The organism is Enterobacter sp. RCC_40 (assembly GCF_041360735.1).
GTDB lineage: Bacteria > Pseudomonadota > Gammaproteobacteria > Enterobacterales > Enterobacteriaceae > Enterobacter > Enterobacter ludwigii.
In genome coordinates this window covers 498646-514746 of record NZ_JBFUPR010000001.1, presented here as the reverse complement: position 1 = coordinate 514746, position 16101 = coordinate 498646, and the positions used below count along the sequence as shown (strand labels likewise).

The window sequence follows — 16101 nt, the reverse complement described above, 5'->3', positions numbered from 1 at the left end:
CGAAGGGCGACAAACGGTCGCCCTTTTTAGCGTCAGGCGGGCTTTAGTGAGACTCGCCCTGCGGCGTGAATCGCAGTTCAATCAGCGCGATGGCTTTCTGAATAGCGCGAAGCGTGACCGGGTCAGCCGCAGCGGGATGGCTGTTGAAATCGATATTTTTCAGCTGCGTGGACATCTTCTCGCGCACTTCAACCGGCGCAATAACGTCCAGGACATCAAGGATTTGTTTGATAACTAACTGACAGGCGACAACGTCAGACACCAGCTCCTGATCGGCGCTCAGGTTTTGTGACATGGGGCTTTCTCCTTATTTAAAGGCCGCCATAGTAACAAAACGCAGGCCCATTCATCTCCCTCTCGTCGCTTACGGGCACAAAAAAACCCGCCGAAGCAGGTTTTTTTCATCAGAACATTGCGCCCGGTGGCACATCTTTAAAAGTGTTGCAGTAGTTAGCCCACATACTTTTCAGGATTTTGCGAAGTTTCATCAGGTAGCTCCATTAACTTGTTATACAACTTTATTGTCAATGTGCTTATAATATGACCATCGTCCCAAAAATCAATATTTTTGTGACGCGCATCACAATTTTATTCTTCGTGCCAAACCTGAAAAGTGGGGCTCACGGCACCTGAAAGCGTCAGCCTACGATCCCGCGAACAAAAGCTTCAATCTCTTTGTCCTGGCAATTCTCAAAGAAGCACTGCTGGAAACGCTGACCCGAAACGGCCGTCTTCACCAGCTCGGGATCGATTGCGCGCAGCGTATCCAGATAGTTCTCTTTCACGACCGCCGCTTTAACCTGGTTCAGAATACCAGCGTTACGCACCTGCGGCTCCTTGCGCTCGGGCGGATAACCTTCACCATTTCGACCAGTGAACGCTTTTTCAAAGATAAACCGAACGTTCAGTTCTGCCCCCCAACCGAAGCCTTTGGCAAACGGCAGGGAGAGCGCGTTACCGTTGTTAATCTGAGCAAACAGGAACGCATCCGCAGGATCAATGCAATAGCCGCAGATAACGCCCGGGTGGATGTTCAGCGACATCAATGCTCCCTGCCCCGTACCGCAGCCGGTCACAACAAAATCAACGGCTTTCGCATTCAGTAAAATGCTCGCCATAATCCCCAGATGGATATAGGTCAGGTGATGGTCATTCTCGTCGCTCATGCCCACGTTATAAACCGGGAACCCTTTTTCATCGGCTACCGTTTTCAACTCTTTCAGTATCACTGGGTTTTTCGCGGCCTGGCTGTTTTCCATCATCAGTGCAATTTTCATTTCATCTCTCCTGAATGCGTGGCGGGAGATCCCGCTATGGATACCTTTACCTGTTCACCCTACTATCAAACAAACAACCTTTCAAATTAAATGAAAGGTTGTTTTAAAAAACAAAGGCGGGTTCACAATTTAGCGAGAATGAGACCGTACGCCAAACGTGCATTAAAAAGTTAAAGCAAACCTGTTGCCGCTTCAGCCCGTTAGCTAGACTGCAAAAGTACACGCTAAAACCGTATGGGGTTGACCTGTGAATCAGCGCTGCCGGATGCTTCGCTCCCTCTTTCTACTCGCGTTGACGGGTCTGTTGCTTGCTTGCCCCCCTGCCCGGGCAGAAGAGCCTGTACCGGTCTGGATCTTTGATGCTAACAACTTCGAATTCTGGCGCACACCGCAAGGAGAGTGGCAGGGTTTTTATCCTGAACTGATTAAGGCCATCAATAAACAGGCGGGTACGCAGCTGCAGCTGCGGCCGCTCTCCGGAGCCGATATTAGCCAGCGTTTTGCACAAAATGAGTATGGCGTGTATGCCGGGGTATTGCGCACGGAGAAGCGAGCCAGAACCAAAATTCTCTCAGCACGTTTGTTTGATAACGACGTGGTGGCCGCCAGCCCAACGATGACGGTGACAACTGCCGAACAGCTCAGCCATGCCCGGGTGCTGTTCCGTAAAGACGACGCGACGCTCGACAGCGTGCAACAACGTTATCCCGACCTTAAATTTCGTTCTCTGCGTCTCGTCGCCACCAGCGACGAGGCTTTTCGCTTACTGAGCGACAACCAGGCTGATTTCTATATTAATGACGCTCCGGAGATGGAGAATACCCAGCGCTATTATCTGGTCTCCCGGCCCTTTCCTGAGCTACGCATTCCTGTCGTCCTCGCCTTCAGCCCTGACCTGCTTCCCCTGCGGGATAAAATCAATGCGCTGATTGGCACCTGGTATCGCAACGGCGAAATCAACACGATGCTGGAGGAGAGCAAGCGCAATTACCTGCTAAGCCGTATCACCCTGTCAGAGGAGGAGCGAACCTGGATCGCGCATAACCGCCTGCAGATCAACCTGCCCAAAAACGAGAATTTTGCCCCGCTTATCTGGCGGGACAGCAAGGGCTACCACGGCACAGCCATTGATATGATTAACGACATGCGCGATTTACTGGGCATGAAGGTTGATGTCAATTTTATCGATCACTATTCGAGTCTTCCGCGACAGCAGTGGGCGGTTCGATTGATTGATATCGTTGATCGAAGCGACAGTGCGCATGCACAGGGTCGTATCGGCCCCGACATCGCCTGGCACAACGCCTATTACAATCGCAGCAGTCAGCCCTTCTTGTGGAACGAAGAGAGTATTCGCAGCCAGCGCGTCGGCGTAATCGACGGTTCGTTTGCCGCAGCCTATTTACGCCAGCGTTTTGGCAGCGATGTGATCATCGTGACCCGGCCAACCATTGACGGTCTTATCGACGCGATTGAGAACGATGAGATTGACTATATTCTGGGCGACCTCAGTTCGCTGGAGTCCACGCTTCGCGGCAACGAACTGTTTCGCGGGGTGCTGAAAGTCGCGGGGGTCACCCGCTCTGAATTTATTATTGGCCCCTGGGTGGATCCGCAGCATCCACTCTTTCATCTGCTGACTCAGGTTCATCGCCTGTCAGAATACCGCACGCAAATAGAACGTCAGGATGAGCAGAGTTACTTACCCGATTTTTCTAAAAACACGCTGAAGATTATCAGCGTGATTTTGCTGATCGTGGCCCTGTTCAGCATCGGTATGCTGATCATGATGCGTCGCCATTTACGCCAGAACCGGATGGTTAACCGCAATATGGTGCAGGCGCTGGAGAAGGTAAACCGCGCGCACGATGACGAGACCGGCAGCCATATTCAGCGCGTCGCCCGATATTGCGGCTTAATGGCGCGTGAGCTTGGGCTTTCGCGCAAAATGACCCGTGAGATAGAACATTTTGCCTCACTTCACGATGTCGGAAAAATTGCCGTGCCGGAGCGTATTCTGCGTAAGCAAGGCCCGCTGACCCAGGACGAGTTTGCCGAGATGAAACTTCATACCGTGAAAGGGTGGCGGATTATTCAGGGCTTAGAGCTGGGCGCAGTTGCGGAGAATATTATCCATTTCCATCATGAAAAATGGGATGGCAGCGGATATCCGCAGGGGCTACGGGGAGAACAGATCCCGCTGGAAGCCCGCATACTGGCGCTGGCCGATGTGTATGATGCCCTGAGGCAAAAGCGGGTCTATAAGCCGGGATTCACTCACGAGCAAGCCTGCAAAATCATTCTGGAGGGTGACGGCCGCCATTTTGACCCGCAGCTTATTGCGCTGTTTCGCCTGCATCATCTTAAGTTTAAAACCATTTTTGACAGCCTGGCCGACTAAACGGCCCGTCGCAAAGAGAAAGCGCAGATTGCCCGGCTATTCCTCGCATTGCGACTCACATCTGCAGGTACGATAACGTATTTCCACTCACTCAGAGCGAACCATGAAAAGAGTCTTCGTCGCCGGTACGATCCTGCTGCTGGCGGGCTGTAACATTAATCGCCAGGCTGAGGTCAGCGCCCTGGACGCGCCAAACGGCATCGTCCGCCTCGACTACGGGCAAGCAATGCTGCAAAACGCCTATTCCGATGAGTATGTTAATAACGGCACCGCAGCTAAAGCGTGTCAGAGCATGGGGTATGCCACCGCCTCAGCCTATGGCCAGCCCATTAAAACCTGCACCCTGACCAGCGGCTCTCTGTGTCTCAATGAGAGCGTGACGATCCAGTATAAATGCATGGGCTTTGCCGTAAACCCTAAAGCAAATAACCCGTGGTATTAATCTGTGCTGCCAGTATTGACTGGCAGTGTATTTCATTACGAACAAAAACAATTCTCATTAATAAAATATAAAATCGGCAATGCGTTTTATTCCCATTCGTATTTTAAATAAAGAAATAATTATTTTACGTTTTGCAAATAATTAAATAACAAATTATAGTGTCGCTCATTGTGAACCAGAATTAATAACCCGGAGCGTCACCATGCTGAAAACTGAAATGATCGACAAGCTCAATGCGCAAATGAACCTTGAGCTTTTTTCATCCCTTCTCTACCAGCAGATGAGCGCCTGGTGCAGCTACCACAGTTTTGAAGGCGCTGCCGCCTTCCTGCGCCGCCACGCGCAGGAAGAGATGACCCACATGCAGCGTCTGTTTGATTATCTGACTGACACGGGCAGCCTGCCGCGCATCGATAACGTTGCGTCCCCGTTTGCCGAGTATAATTCGCTTGATGAGCTCTTCCGTGCGACCTATGAGCACGAGCAGCTGATTACGCAAAAAATTAACGAACTGGTTCATGCGGCAATGATCGGCCAGGATTATCCGACCTTTAATTTCCTGCAGTGGTACGTGGCAGAGCAACACGAAGAAGAGAAACTGTTTAAATCCGTGCTGGATAAATTGTCTCTGGTGGGGAAAACAGGCGAAGGTCTTTACTTTATCGATAAAGAACTTTCTACCCTTGATACACAGAAATAATATTGCTGCGGTGCTGTTTTCAGCGCCGCACTTTTTATTCTCCGCGCACAGATTTACATACACCCCGCACAGCTTGTACACCGCCAGTCCTGCGCATTGACCGCCTGGTAAAAATACCGGTAGTTAGCCGTCTCCAGCGGAATCCCGGCGTCAAAAAAAACATCTGTCAGCCAGTCTACGTTTTCGATGATCCACTCATCTTCTTTTAGCCCCTGCGCAAAGGTGTCGTCCTCAGGATCGATGATCGAATAAATGGCCCAGGTGCCCATATCCTTTTCACGACGCGATTCAGGAAGCTGCAGGGCCTGGTTCTGCCAGCTGATTATCCAGTGACCATGGCACAGTAAATTACCGCCCCGGCTCCACGCCGCGGTAAAGGGATTTTTTCCCGCCATCTGCCCTCACTTTATTTGAAAACTTATAGTTATTGTTTAAATTACGCCTGATTTTTCGGCAAAAATAGTGCCCTTACGAAGTAGATATCCCCTCCCAAAGGGGCAGGTTCGGATAAATTACTTAAAGTCGAAAAATATCGTAAATAATTCATTACACCTGCTGTAACGGTCATTTGACGAAGCGGGGCTTTTCCCTTACTCTGCGCCGCAGAATTTGTCGCGATTACGAATCGTTGTAGAGGAATGCGTGAAAAACAGAACCCTGGGAAGTATTTTTATCGTCGCCGGAACGACGATTGGCGCAGGAATGCTGGCGATGCCTCTGGCTGCCGCAGGCGTTGGATTTGGAATGACACTGCTGCTCCTTGGCACACTCTGGGCGTTGATGTGCTACACCGCCCTGCTGTTGCTTGAGGTTTATCAGCATGTGCCCGCGGATACCGGCCTGGGTTCTCTTGCGGCACGCTACCTGGGACGCTATGGCCAGTGGATAACCGGCTTTAGCATGATGTTCCTGATGTACGCCCTGACCGCAGCCTATATCAGCGGCGCCGGGGAGTTAATCGCCTCCAGCGTTAACGACTGGTTCGACGCTGATATCACGCCTTCAACGGGCGTTATCTTCTTTGCGCTTATTGGCGGGGGGGTGGTCTGTGTGGGGACTTCGCTGGTCGATCTGTTTAACCGTTTTCTGTTCAGCGCCAAAATACTGTTCCTGATTGTGATGCTGGTTCTGCTGGCACCGCATGTTCACAAGGTTAATCTGCTGACGCTGCCGCTGGAAAAAGGGCTGGCGCTGTCCGCGATCCCGGTTATTTTCACCTCGTTTGGCTTCCACGGCAGCGTACCCAGCATCGTGAGCTATATGAACGGCGATATCCTTAAGCTACGCCGCGTCTTTATGGTGGGGAGCGCCATCCCGCTGATTGCCTATATTTTCTGGCAACTGGTGACGCTGGGGAGCATTGACGCGTCGACCTTTACCGGGCTGATGGCGGAACACGCTGGCCTGAACGGTTTTCTGCTGGCACTGCGCGAGGTTGTCACCTCCCCGCCCGTTGAGCTGGCGGTCCATCTGTTTGCCGACCTGGCGCTGGCCACCTCATTCCTGGGCGTGGCGCTCGGCCTGTTTGATTACCTGGCCGATCTGTTCCAGCGTCGCAATACTGCCGCAGGACGCTTACAGACGGGGGCAGTCACCTTCCTGCCTCCTCTGGCGTTCGCGCTGTTTTACCCGCGTGGGTTCGTGATGGCGCTGGGGTATGCAGGTGTGGCGTTATCCGTGCTGGCCTTGCTGCTCCCTTCCCTGCTGGCCTGGAAGAGCCGCCAGCAGCATCCTCAGCAAGGGTACCGCGTCATGGGCGGCAAACCGCTGCTGTGCATGGTGTTTGCCTGCGGAGTGATGATTATTCTGGTGCAGTGCTTGATAGCCGCGGGGATGCTGCCGGAAGTGGGTTAACAAAAAAAGGGGCTGAAATCAGCCCCTTTTTATTAGTGCAAACAGCAGCTCTTAAACTTCTTCCCGCTGCCGCACGGACACGGATCGTTACGCCCAACCTTTGTGCCGTTAACAATCGGTTTTTTTGCTTCCGGCTGCTGTGGGTTGTCCACCCAGTAATTGTACAAACGCAGAGCCGCAGGCTGAATGCTCTCAATGCTGGCTTTATATTCGTCTTCGCTCAGCTCATCCAGCTTCTCGCTGTTCTCGTCTGTACCGTGCAGCGCAATCGCATCGAGATCGGCCTTCAGCGCTTCCGGTAAGGCTGACCAGTCCGTCAGCGCCACACCGCGCATATAGCCATAACACCACTCTTCAACAACGGTATAGCTCTCGCCGTCGACATCGTTGTAACCAAACATCGGCTCAAACTGATCCGGGTATTCGCTCAGGCGCTCAGCAATGTCGTTCATATGCTTAAAGCAGAGATCGATAAAACGGTGCATTTCACGATCGTTTTTCCAGCGCGGAATGTATTTCTCGCCACCCCACACCGCCACCAGCCAGGTATCTGGCTCAACGACAACAGGGCCGGAAAGGACTGCGGTAAGCATGCCGTCCAGTTCAGACACGTCAATCACGGACGCATCGTCATGACCGTAAGACATTAATGTCTCTTCAAGCCACGCCATTTCGCTTTCATTCAATGGGCCTTCAGTCATCGCTGACACTCCTGATAAAAAAGGAAAAGATCCTGACACATATCTCGCGGCTTTCCTATCTGAAGTTTAGGTCTTTATTGCTGCAAAAACGTGCAAATCGTGACCATTGCACAACTTATGGGCTTTGTTGTTAACGATATGTGATCTCCGCTGTAATTTCATCGCGTCCCACAAGGTGCCATATCACCGCACTCTATACTCAAACATGTCACAACCCGCTCAATGGGTTAACCATTCTGGCAACGATTTTGCTTAATGTTCTTCGCGCGAACCTGCGCAGGGAAACCTCGCCGTATTACGCAGGCGTTGTCTGGATCTTGTTCGTTTAGTGCATTTTGTTCTTGCTCGTGTTTTTGGATTGGCTGCGCCGTCGGCGTCCGGGTTTACGCCGTGGTGCAAAAACCTCTTTGCTAAGGAACATAATAATGTCGCTGAAATTTATCAGAACTCCCCTTTCTATCGTGCTGGCCGGTTGTCTGGTGACGGCATTTTCTGCGCATGCAGATATTGTCATTGGTGTGGCCGGGCCGTTTACCGGTCCAAACGCCACCTATGGCGATCAGTACTGGCACGGTGCAACGCAGGCCGCTGAAGACATTAACGCCGCAGGCGGCATTAACGGCGAGAAGATTAAGCTGGTTCAGGGGGATGATGCCTGCGAGCCGAAACAAGCCGTGGCCGTCGCCAACCGTCTGGTCGACCAGGATAAAGTCAACGCGGTGGTCGGCCATTTCTGCTCCTCTTCCACAATGCCCGCCTCCGAGGTGTACAGCGACGCGGGGATCCTTGCCATTACCCCCGGCTCGACCAACCCGCTCATTACCGAACGAGGCATGACCGATATGTTCCGCATGTGTGGTCGCGATGACCAGCAGGGCCAGGTCGCCAGCGATTTCATTATCGATAAGCTGAAAGCCAAACGTGTGGTCATCATCCATGACAAAGACACCTACGGTCAGGGGCTGGCAGACGCCACCAAAGCTGCGCTGGCGAAGCGCGGGGTTCAGGATGTGATGTATGAGGGCTTATCCCGTGGTGAGAAAGACTTTAACGCGCTGGTGACAAAAATCGGCGCGCAAAAGCCGGATGTGGTGTTCTTCGGCGGTTGTCACCCTGAAGCCGGCCCGCTGGTTCGCCAGATGCGTGAACAGGGCGTACAGGCGAAATTCTTCTCCGGCGACTGTATCGTCAACGAAGAGATGGTGACCGCGGCGGGTGGGCCACAATATACCAAGGGGATTTATATGACCTTTGGTAAGGACCCGCGGCTGATCCCGGATGGGAAAGCGGTCATTGAGAAATTCCGCGCCGGTAAATTCGAGCCTGAAGGTTACACCCTCTACTCTTATGCCTCCGTTCAGGCCATTGCTGCGGCCTTCAAGGCCACGGGCGGTAAAGACTCGGCCAAAGCCAGCGAATGGCTGAAAGCCAATGCCGTCGACACGGTTATGGGCAAAAAAGCCTGGGACAGCAAAGGCGATCTGAAAGTGTCTGACTACGTGGTGTATCAGTGGGACGATAACGGAAAATATAAGGAAGTTCAGTAACGGGACGGAGTCACGCTCAACGCCGGCAGGTTCGCCTGTCGGCGCGTAATAAACATCAGGCTGCGCGTGCCGCGCAGCTTAAAATAACGAGCGCGCTATGATGAGTACATTCTTCCTGCAACAGTTAATAAATGGCTTAACGCTGGGCTCCGTCTATGGATTAATCGCCATCGGCTACACCATGGTGTATGGCATCATTGGTATGATTAATTTCGCCCACGGCGAAGTGTATATGATCTCCGCCTACCTCTGCGCCATTGGCCTGGCGCTGCTCTCCTTCTTCGGCCTGCAGTCGTTCCCGTTGCTTATCCTCGGTACGCTGATCTTCACGATTGTGGTGACCGGTGTTTACGGCTGGACTATCGAGCGCATTGCCTATAAGCCGCTACGCAACTCTACCCGTCTGGCACCGCTTATCTCCGCCATCGGGATGTCTCTGATTTTGCAAAACTACGCGCAGCTGAGCCAGGGGCCACGTCAGCAAGGGGTGCCCACGATGCTGGATGGCGTACTTCGCCTGCATATTGGTGAGGGATTCGTTCAGATAACCTACACCAAAGTGTTTATTCTGGTTGCCTCGTTCGCCGGCATGCTGTTGCTGACATGGATAATCAACAATACCCGGCTTGGGCGGATGTGCCGTGCGGTGCAGCAGGACCGCAAAATGGCCTCCATTCTGGGCATTAACACCGACAGAATCATTTCGCTGGTCTTTGTGATTGGCGCGGCGATGGCCGGTCTGGCGGGTGTGCTCATCACCATGAATTACGGCACCTTCGATTTCTACGTCGGATTTGTCATTGGCATCAAGGCGTTTACCGCAGCGGTGCTCGGCGGGATTGGCTCCCTGCCCGGTGCGATGCTCGGCGGGTTGATTCTGGGCGTCGCCGAGGCGCAATTTTCCGGCATGGTGAACTCAGATTATAAAGATGTGTTCTCGTTTGGCTTGCTGGTCTTGATCCTGATTTTTCGTCCTCAGGGTCTGCTTGGCCGCCCGATTGTCGCCAAAGTGTGAAGGAGAATACGATGACCTCTCACGGCTTTTCGCTTAAGCGCTGCATTCTGGACGCCATTTTTTCCGGGCTGATTGCGTTAATAATTTTTGGCCCGATTGCCGGCGTGGTGCTGGACGGATACAGCTTTAATTTCGCCGGACAGCGGCTCGCATGGATAGTCGGCATCGTGATGCTGGGCCGTTTTCTGCTGAGCGCTTTTTTAGGCACCGCTCCGGGTGCACGTTTCCAGGCACGTTTTGAAGCCGACAGCGCGGGGGTTTATGTCCGGCCGCCGGAATACAAAAGCCGCATGCGCTGGATAATCCCGCTGATTATCGCCCTTGCGATCTGCTTTCCCTTTGTTGCCACCAAGTACGTTCTCACCGTCGCCATTCTTGGGCTTATCTACGTGCTTCTCGGTCTCGGGCTGAATATTGTGGTCGGTCTGGCCGGGCTTCTGGATCTCGGTTATGTCGCTTTTTATGCCATCGGCGCTTACGGGCTGGCGCTGGGGTATCAGTATCTGGGATTAGGATTCTGGAGCATGCTGCCGCTGGCGGCAATTATGGCTGCCGCGGCCGGCGCCCTGCTCGGCTTTCCGGTGCTGCGCATGCACGGTGATTACCTGGCGATCGTCACGCTTGGCTTTGGGGAGATTATTCGCCTGATCCTCAACAACTGGCTGACCTTCACCGGTGGCCCGAACGGCGTTTCTGCCCCACCTCCCACCTTTTTCGGACTGGAGTTTGGCCGCCGTGCCAAAGAAGGAGGCGTGCCCTTTCACGAATTTTTCCATCTGACCTACAACCCGAACATGAAGTTTATCTTTATCTATACGGTCCTGTTCCTGGTGGTGATGCTGGTGCTGTATATCAAGCATCGTCTGACGCGGATGCCGATTGGTCGGGCATGGGAAGCCCTGCGGGAGGATGAAATCGCCTGTCGCTCAATGGGATTAAATCATGTGCTGGTCAAGCTCTCGGCCTTTACGCTGGGTGCGTCGACTGCTGGCATCGCCGGGGTGTTTTTTGCCACTTATCAGGGCTTTGTCAACCCGACATCGTTTACCTTTTTTGAATCGGCGCTGATCCTGGCGATTGTGGTGCTCGGCGGTATGGGCTCAACGCTTGGCGTGGTGCTGGCGGCGTTTGTGCTCACGGTGACGCCGGAGCTGCTGCGCAGTTTTGCCGAGTACCGGGTTTTGCTGTTTGGCATGCTGATGGTGGTGATGATGATCTGGCGTCCACGCGGGTTGATCCGCATTAACCGCAGCGGGTTTGCCGTGCGTAAGGGCGTAGCGCCATGAACGGAACGATATTAAGCGTTGAACATCTTATGATGCATTTCGGCGGGATCAAGGCGTTAAACGACGTCAACCTGGACGTGCAGCGCGGTTCAATTACTGCGCTTATTGGCCCAAACGGCGCGGGAAAAACCACCGTCTTCAACTGCCTGACCGGTTTCTATAAGGCTTCCGGCGGCAATATTTTCTTTAATACGCACAATAAGACGACCAACGTCATTCAGATCCTCGGGCAAAAATTCCAGCCAGGGGACTGGATCCACCCTGCGCAGTTTGGACAACGCCTGTTCTACAAAATGTTCGGCGGCACTCACCTGGTGAACCGCGCCGGACTTGCGCGCACCTTTCAAAATATTCGTCTTTTTCGCGAGATGTCGGTCGTGGAAAACCTGCTCGTGGCCCAGCACATGCGCGTCAATCGCAACCTGCTGGCCGGCGTATTCAATACACCAGCGTACCGACGGGCGGAAAACGACGCGCTGGACAGGGCCTTTTACTGGCTGGAGGTGGTCGATCTTGTGGAGTGCGCCAACCGCCTGGCGGGCGAGATGTCGTACGGTCAACAACGGCGCCTGGAGATCGCGCGGGCCATGTGTACCGGCCCGGAAATGATCTGTCTGGATGAACCCGCCGCCGGGCTGAACCCGGTAGAGACACATAAGCTGAGTAACATTATTCGTTTTCTACGCGACAACCACGGCATAACGGTATTACTGATTGAGCACGACATGGGGATGGTGATGGAAATATCGGACGACATTATTGTGCTCGACCATGGCGATGTGATTGCCCGGGGGAAACCTGAGCAGATCCAGCATGACGAAAAGGTGATTGCCGCCTATCTGGGCACCGATGAAAGCGAGGTCACCCTATGAATGAGCCGCTGCTGGCATTTCGCGAGGTGGATGTGTTCTATGGCGTGATTCAGGCGCTGAAGCAGGTATCCCTCGAAGTGCATAAAGGGGAAACGGTGGCGCTTATCGGCGCGAATGGCGCGGGTAAATCGACATTGCTGATGTCTATTTTTGGCCAACCGCGTATTCGTAACGGGCAGATCCTGTTTTGCGGCGAAGACATCAGCCATAAATCTACCCACTATGTGGCCTCCGGCGGCATAGCGCAGGCACCCGAGGGGCGCCGTATTTTTCCGGATATGACGGTTGAAGAGAACCTGCTGATGGGGACCATTCCTGTCGGCAATCAATTTGCCGCCGACGATATGCAGAGCATGTTTGAGCTGTTCCCGCGCCTCAAAGAACGCCGTAAACAGCGAGCCATGACCATGTCCGGCGGAGAACAGCAAATGCTTGCCATCGCCCGCGCGCTAATGAGCCGCCCTAAACTGCTACTGCTGGATGAACCCAGCCTGGGTCTGGCGCCCATAGTGGTTAAGCAGATCTTCCAGACGCTGCGCGAGCTGGCTCGCAACGGCATGACCATTTTTCTGGTAGAGCAAAATGCGCATCATGCTCTGAAGCTTTCTGACCGTGGCTACGTCATGGTCAACGGGCAAATTCGCCTCAGCGGCAGCGGCGAGGAGTTGCTGGGAAACCAGGAGGTAAGAAAAGCCTATTTAGGCGGAGTGTAATTCATACGCGTGTCATACGCATGTCGCGCATAACTGTAAATATATGTCAGGCGATGCGACGCGGTTGATTCAATTTACCGCTATTAACATCTTCGCTGATTATTTATGAAAGATAGACATTTGCGGCCATCGGTCCGCTGAGTCCGTTGATACGACAGAACTCAACGCGAATCCCGGGAAGGAGCGTTTCTTTTTCGTTGTTATTAAAGGCTGAAATGTGGAGAAAAACGTCCTTTCGACCATCTGAAGGGATGATTAGGCCTTTGCCACTGTGCATATCAAAACTTTTGACAATTCCTGTCATTTTACGAGACAAATAAGATCCTCTTAGAAAACATGCATTAACTATACACACAAATTAATTTTAAGCTAATGCAGCGTGACACTTTTTATGTAAGCCTTCCGGAAGGCTAAAATAAAAATTGCTAATTCTCCCTCCTCATGCATTAATGAAGTCGTTGGTTTAATCCACACACGAGCGTAAAAAATTTTACCCGGCAGTCCTCATAACCAGGCGCTATCGCTGATATCCCCTCCTTTTGAGTCCATACGTTTAATATTATACGTTTCTTAGCATTTCAAATACTCACAAGGAGTCTGCATGTCTTCAAGAATTATAGGTTTGGTTAAGTGGTTTAACGAAGATAAAGGTTTCGGTTTTATCTCTCCTGTCGATGGCAGCAAAGATGTGTTTGTGCACTTTTCTGCTCTGCAGGGCGATGATTTTAAAACTCTCTTTGAAGGCCAGAAGGTCGAATTTGCTATCCAGAGTGGCGAAAAAGGCCCTGCTGCTGCAAGCGTAATACTTTGCGATAGATAAAGTTATCACGGACCCGCGATCACGATGATGGATTTTTCCTGAGTAGACGGGTCCTGGATTAGAAGGCTTTTTCTGAGCAACAGGTCAGCATATTTTTCTCGTAGAAAGAGTGTGCTGACCGATGTGATGAAGTGCAGGTCTGCTGCACGAAGAGTCTTAAAGCAGAAGCGAGCTGCTTGTAAAATATCAAAGTGCGTAAGAGGTCAGGCAACCTCCAAAAGCATCACTTCTTCAATGTTGCTTTGCCAAATGAGATCGTCTGTAAAGACGCAAATTCATCATCTGGCAAATGCATTTTTAGAATTTTTGAGCGGTTTTGAAAAGAGTGCTGCAGTGTGGGCAGACAAGTTGAGCCCCTTTTTGTACACGGCTGAAACTATGCTCAGAGTCTTTTGAACAGTTTGGACATGGACATTTTACTAAGTAATTGCGACGGAATTGTGTATTTTTACGTCCTGACATAGGCATCTCCTGATTTAAACGACTGTCACCATACACGTTCACGAAGATGATTGCTTGCTTTTATTTCCGAATGATTGCAAAAACCAAAGAAAGTACAAATGCAACGTTTTTTCGAAAATTAAATACCGCTAATGTTAAAAAAGGTAAATGATATCAACTTAAATATTCACTTCAGATGCCCATGTTGTCATGGCTCCCAATACAGAACGTCGATTTTTGATGTGTCTGAAAAAAATCCGTATGGCGCTAAATGCATTTTCTGCAAATCGACGATGACATTCGCAGACAGGCCTGATAGCCAGACAAAAATTTTCGCGCCGTCCTGATCCCCCTCGCCTTCACAGAGAAGGTGCTTAAGCAGATAACGACCAACAAGGTGAGATATGAAGAAAGTCATCGTCTTTTTCAATGGTAAACCGAGCAATGTTGTCACCGTGCTTAAGGGTATTACATCCATACGGCAGGAATATCCGAATGGTGAAACGATAAACCTGCAGATAATGTCCGCAGGTTTTCCTTCTTTGACCGGCGATCATGAAGTGGTTTATGTGGCGTCGGACAGGGAGCTGACTTCTCAGGAAATTCTGGATGCGGCTAAGAAATATTTATAATTACTCAGAATGTATGGCTATTCTTGTAGATGCCCTTGTTTAAGGGTAATCCCCTTCTTATTTGTGCTGCTAACATCTTTTATTTACCCTCCCCGCGTTAAAAACCTTATACGGAATGAATAATACGTTAACGCTATCGCGAACAAACACATCCCTAATAGACTTAATTGCGTCATAATGTGTCAGGTGGCTTATTGTCTCAGCCCTGATTCATTCAGTTGTGTGTCAGACACAATATGCGTTACCTCATCCAGGTGCCCAATTCGGGCCTCCCCTGAACGATTAAACTTACTCTTATCTATCAACAATAAAGACTGAGAAGCGCGCTTGAGTAGCAGCGATTTGAAGCCAGCGTTGACCCTGTTGGAATCCCACAACCCTCCATGACTGTCTATCCCTTCGCAGGAGAAGATAAACAGGTCGATGTCCAGCAGTTTGAGTTGTGAAATCAACGAGGGGTTAACGTAGCAGCCATACTTACGCTCGAGTTTACCGCCGGAGCTAATAAGTTGAATCTGTTCACGTTTGCCCAGTTCCAGGCAGATGGGGTGACTGTTAGTAAAGACCTGAATATCGATGTCAGGCAGTTGACGCGCAAGATACCAGCAGGTTGAGCTGGCATCCAGAGCAATGACCATCCCGGCTTCAATCCACTCCAGCGCCTCTCTGGCGATATCCGCTTTATGCGTGAAGTGGCTCTTAAGGCGAATATGAAAAGGATCGCCGCTGTCCTGGTTTTCCCGGTGAATATATTTCGCCCGCCCGTGGTTGCGCAGCACTTTTCCCTGCGCCTGCAGTTCGCTGAGATCGCGGCGAATGGTCTCTTTACTGACGTTAAGCTGGGTGGATAAAACGTCCGTCGTCAGACTATGATGCTGAATCAACAGGTCGATTATCGTTTGCTGACGTGCCTCTTTCATTTTTTCTCACCCATCATTCGATATACGCCCGCGCTGGCGGGCGCACCGGCATGAGATTACGGCGTTACCCCCTTTTTTAAAAGAATATTCCCGTATTTAGCACACTCCCCTGTGACAACGATCGCAAAGGATTTTTTGGCACGTGCGTAAAACGCATAGCGGTCAATGCGGGTAATTGCCGGACAGGGTGCCTGACGTGAAAGCGCATCGCGATAGCGAGCCTCAACACGGGGATCGAGGGAGTCACCCTCAACCGCAGCCATCATCACCAGTGGCGGCGCGTAGCTGTCGAGCTCAAACAGCGGGATAATCGCATGCAGCAATTCGCTGACCTTTAGCCCATCGGCGCGTATAACCTGCGGCCCCATACTGTGGGCGGGGAAATGGGCATCAGAAAAAATAATCTCATCGCCGTGGCCCATTTCGGCCAGGACTTTCAGTAGTTCAGGTGATATTAACGGTGAAATCGTTTTTAACATC

Annotated in this window: 21 protein-coding genes; 12 read left to right on the top strand and 9 right to left on the bottom strand. The window is 51.6% G+C overall.

What is annotated here, in order from left to right; genetic code table 11:
- Positions 1-43: 43 nt before the first annotated feature.
- The 3 genes from AB6731_RS02400 to AB6731_RS02390 all read right to left on the bottom strand — a co-directional run bounded on the left by AB6731_RS02400 (position 44) and on the right by AB6731_RS02390 (position 1277).
- Positions 44-295 carry a DUF2766 family protein gene (locus AB6731_RS02400; protein WP_014170688.1) on the bottom strand — a complete coding sequence of 84 codons (252 nt, stop codon included), beginning with the start codon at positions 293-295 and terminating at the stop codon, positions 44-46.
- Between the two features lie 109 nt (positions 296-404).
- On the bottom strand, positions 405-488 hold the full coding sequence (azuC, locus tag AB6731_RS02395) for a stress response protein AzuC (protein WP_014832437.1): 84 nt from the start codon (positions 486-488) through the stop codon (positions 405-407).
- A 150-nt stretch (positions 489-638) separates the two neighbouring features.
- Positions 639-1277 (bottom strand): RpiB/LacA/LacB family sugar-phosphate isomerase, encoded by a 639-nt coding sequence (locus tag AB6731_RS02390; RefSeq protein WP_020883367.1) that lies wholly within the window; start codon positions 1275-1277, stop codon positions 639-641.
- 247 nt (positions 1278-1524) lie between these two features.
- Here AB6731_RS02390 and AB6731_RS02385 point away from each other — a divergent pair, with 247 nt between their 5' ends.
- From AB6731_RS02385 to ftnA, 3 genes are all read left to right on the top strand, one after another.
- The gene (locus AB6731_RS02385; protein WP_256971804.1) at positions 1525-3678 is read left to right on the top strand and encodes an HD domain-containing phosphohydrolase; all 2154 of its coding nucleotides are present in this window, start codon (positions 1525-1527) and stop codon (positions 3676-3678) included.
- A 103-nt stretch (positions 3679-3781) separates the two neighbouring features.
- Positions 3782-4120: a YecR family lipoprotein gene (gene yecR / locus AB6731_RS02380; protein WP_086463542.1), complete on the top strand. Its 339-nt coding sequence runs from the start codon at positions 3782-3784 to the stop codon at positions 4118-4120.
- 202 nt (positions 4121-4322) lie between these two features.
- Positions 4323-4820, top strand: a complete 498-nt coding sequence (gene ftnA, locus AB6731_RS02375; protein WP_014170693.1) for a non-heme ferritin — start codon at positions 4323-4325, stop codon at positions 4818-4820.
- Positions 4821-4873: 53 nt separating this feature from the next.
- Here ftnA and AB6731_RS02370 read toward each other — a convergent pair whose 3' ends face one another.
- Positions 4874-5215, bottom strand: coding sequence for a hypothetical protein (locus tag AB6731_RS02370; protein WP_086463541.1), 342 nt, complete (start codon positions 5213-5215; stop codon positions 4874-4876).
- A 247-nt stretch (positions 5216-5462) separates the two neighbouring features.
- Here AB6731_RS02370 and tyrP point away from each other — a divergent pair, with 247 nt between their 5' ends.
- Positions 5463-6674 (top strand): tyrosine transporter TyrP, encoded by a 1212-nt coding sequence (gene tyrP, locus AB6731_RS02365; RefSeq protein WP_371005849.1) that lies wholly within the window; start codon positions 5463-5465, stop codon positions 6672-6674.
- 32 nt (positions 6675-6706) lie between these two features.
- Here the strand turns inward: tyrP and AB6731_RS02360 are convergent, their stop codons facing one another.
- Complete coding sequence (locus AB6731_RS02360) at positions 6707-7375, bottom strand: YecA family protein (RefSeq protein WP_020883362.1); 669 nt, start codon at positions 7373-7375, stop codon at positions 6707-6709.
- Between the two features lie 425 nt (positions 7376-7800).
- Between AB6731_RS02360 and AB6731_RS02355 the strand changes: the two genes are divergently transcribed.
- From AB6731_RS02355 to AB6731_RS02335, 5 genes are all read left to right on the top strand, one after another.
- A complete protein-coding gene (locus AB6731_RS02355) occupies positions 7801-8922 on the top strand; it encodes a branched-chain amino acid ABC transporter substrate-binding protein (RefSeq protein ID WP_044858178.1) in 1122 nt (373 codons plus the stop codon).
- A gap of 100 nt (positions 8923-9022) precedes the next feature.
- Positions 9023-9937, top strand: a complete 915-nt coding sequence (locus AB6731_RS02350) for a branched-chain amino acid ABC transporter permease (RefSeq protein WP_025203827.1) — start codon at positions 9023-9025, stop codon at positions 9935-9937.
- A gap of 11 nt (positions 9938-9948) precedes the next feature.
- Complete coding sequence (gene livM, locus AB6731_RS02345; protein ID WP_020883360.1) at positions 9949-11223, top strand: high-affinity branched-chain amino acid ABC transporter permease LivM; 1275 nt, start codon at positions 9949-9951, stop codon at positions 11221-11223.
- Positions 11220-12095, top strand: a complete 876-nt coding sequence (locus AB6731_RS02340; protein ID WP_279257648.1) for an ABC transporter ATP-binding protein — start codon at positions 11220-11222, stop codon at positions 12093-12095. Before livM ends, AB6731_RS02340 begins: the two co-directional genes overlap by 4 nt.
- The gene (locus AB6731_RS02335) at positions 12092-12808 is read left to right on the top strand and encodes an ABC transporter ATP-binding protein (protein WP_014170701.1); all 717 of its coding nucleotides are present in this window, start codon (positions 12092-12094) and stop codon (positions 12806-12808) included. Before AB6731_RS02340 ends, AB6731_RS02335 begins: the two co-directional genes overlap by 4 nt.
- A 103-nt stretch (positions 12809-12911) precedes the next feature.
- On the opposite strand, the gene cspF is transcribed toward AB6731_RS02335, so the two are convergent.
- Positions 12912-13124 carry a cold shock-like protein CspF gene (gene cspF, locus AB6731_RS02330; RefSeq protein ID WP_025203826.1) on the bottom strand — a complete coding sequence of 71 codons (213 nt, stop codon included), beginning with the start codon at positions 13122-13124 and terminating at the stop codon, positions 12912-12914.
- A 285-nt stretch (positions 13125-13409) separates the two neighbouring features.
- Here cspF and AB6731_RS02325 point away from each other — a divergent pair, with 285 nt between their 5' ends.
- Positions 13410-13628: a cold shock domain-containing protein gene (locus AB6731_RS02325; RefSeq protein ID WP_014170702.1), complete on the top strand. Its 219-nt coding sequence runs from the start codon at positions 13410-13412 to the stop codon at positions 13626-13628.
- Positions 13629-13925: 297 nt separating this feature from the next.
- Here AB6731_RS02325 and AB6731_RS02320 read toward each other — a convergent pair whose 3' ends face one another.
- Entirely contained in the window at positions 13926-14090 is a 165-nt protein-coding gene (locus AB6731_RS02320; RefSeq protein WP_214579409.1) for a YnfU family zinc-binding protein, read from the bottom strand.
- A gap of 131 nt (positions 14091-14221) precedes the next feature.
- Between AB6731_RS02320 and AB6731_RS02315 the strand changes: the two genes are divergently transcribed.
- Together AB6731_RS02315 and AB6731_RS02310 are read left to right on the top strand one after the other, a co-directional pair.
- Positions 14222-14416 carry a hypothetical protein gene (locus AB6731_RS02315; protein ID WP_032669962.1) on the top strand — a complete coding sequence of 65 codons (195 nt, stop codon included), beginning with the start codon at positions 14222-14224 and terminating at the stop codon, positions 14414-14416.
- A gap of 57 nt (positions 14417-14473) precedes the next feature.
- Positions 14474-14701 carry a hypothetical protein gene (locus tag AB6731_RS02310; RefSeq protein ID WP_371005847.1) on the top strand — a complete coding sequence of 76 codons (228 nt, stop codon included), beginning with the start codon at positions 14474-14476 and terminating at the stop codon, positions 14699-14701.
- Between the two features lie 191 nt (positions 14702-14892).
- Here the strand turns inward: AB6731_RS02310 and fucR are convergent, their stop codons facing one another.
- A complete protein-coding gene (gene fucR, locus AB6731_RS02305; protein ID WP_032678450.1) occupies positions 14893-15621 on the bottom strand; it encodes an L-fucose operon activator in 729 nt (242 codons plus the stop codon).
- 56 nt (positions 15622-15677) lie between these two features.
- On the bottom strand, positions 15678-16100 hold the full coding sequence (fucU, locus tag AB6731_RS02300; RefSeq protein ID WP_020883358.1) for an L-fucose mutarotase: 423 nt from the start codon (positions 16098-16100) through the stop codon (positions 15678-15680).
- Position 16101 lies beyond the last annotated feature (1 nt).

Excerpts from the sequence above, each read along its gene's own strand:
- ftnA (WP_014170693.1), top strand. The coding sequence starts at position 4,323 with ATGCTGAAAACTGAAATGATCGACAAGCTCAATGCGCAAATGAACCTT.
- azuC (WP_014832437.1), bottom strand. The coding sequence starts at position 488 with ATGAAACTTCGCAAAATCCTGAAAAGTATGTGGGCTAACTACTGCAAC.
- AB6731_RS02315 (WP_032669962.1), top strand. The coding sequence starts at position 14,222 with ATGTTAAAAAAGGTAAATGATATCAACTTAAATATTCACTTCAGATGC.
- AB6731_RS02320 (WP_214579409.1), bottom strand. The coding sequence starts at position 14,090 with ATGTCAGGACGTAAAAATACACAATTCCGTCGCAATTACTTAGTAAAA.
- AB6731_RS02310 (WP_371005847.1), top strand. The coding sequence starts at position 14,474 with ATGAAGAAAGTCATCGTCTTTTTCAATGGTAAACCGAGCAATGTTGTC.
- livM (WP_020883360.1), top strand. The coding sequence starts at position 9,949 with ATGACCTCTCACGGCTTTTCGCTTAAGCGCTGCATTCTGGACGCCATT.
- AB6731_RS02355 (WP_044858178.1), top strand. The coding sequence starts at position 7,801 with ATGTCGCTGAAATTTATCAGAACTCCCCTTTCTATCGTGCTGGCCGGT.
- AB6731_RS02325 (WP_014170702.1), top strand. The coding sequence starts at position 13,410 with ATGTCTTCAAGAATTATAGGTTTGGTTAAGTGGTTTAACGAAGATAAA.
- AB6731_RS02400 (WP_014170688.1), bottom strand. The coding sequence starts at position 295 with ATGTCACAAAACCTGAGCGCCGATCAGGAGCTGGTGTCTGACGTTGTC.
- AB6731_RS02390 (WP_020883367.1), bottom strand. The coding sequence starts at position 1,277 with ATGAAAATTGCACTGATGATGGAAAACAGCCAGGCCGCGAAAAACCCA.
- fucR (WP_032678450.1), bottom strand. The coding sequence starts at position 15,621 with ATGAAAGAGGCACGTCAGCAAACGATAATCGACCTGTTGATTCAGCAT.
- fucU (WP_020883358.1), bottom strand. The coding sequence starts at position 16,100 with ATGTTAAAAACGATTTCACCGTTAATATCACCTGAACTACTGAAAGTC.
- AB6731_RS02360 (WP_020883362.1), bottom strand. The coding sequence starts at position 7,375 with ATGACTGAAGGCCCATTGAATGAAAGCGAAATGGCGTGGCTTGAAGAG.
- AB6731_RS02350 (WP_025203827.1), top strand. The coding sequence starts at position 9,023 with ATGAGTACATTCTTCCTGCAACAGTTAATAAATGGCTTAACGCTGGGC.
- yecR (WP_086463542.1), top strand. The coding sequence starts at position 3,782 with ATGAAAAGAGTCTTCGTCGCCGGTACGATCCTGCTGCTGGCGGGCTGT.
- AB6731_RS02370 (WP_086463541.1), bottom strand. The coding sequence starts at position 5,215 with ATGGCGGGAAAAAATCCCTTTACCGCGGCGTGGAGCCGGGGCGGTAAT.
- AB6731_RS02335 (WP_014170701.1), top strand. The coding sequence starts at position 12,092 with ATGAATGAGCCGCTGCTGGCATTTCGCGAGGTGGATGTGTTCTATGGC.
- AB6731_RS02340 (WP_279257648.1), top strand. The coding sequence starts at position 11,220 with ATGAACGGAACGATATTAAGCGTTGAACATCTTATGATGCATTTCGGC.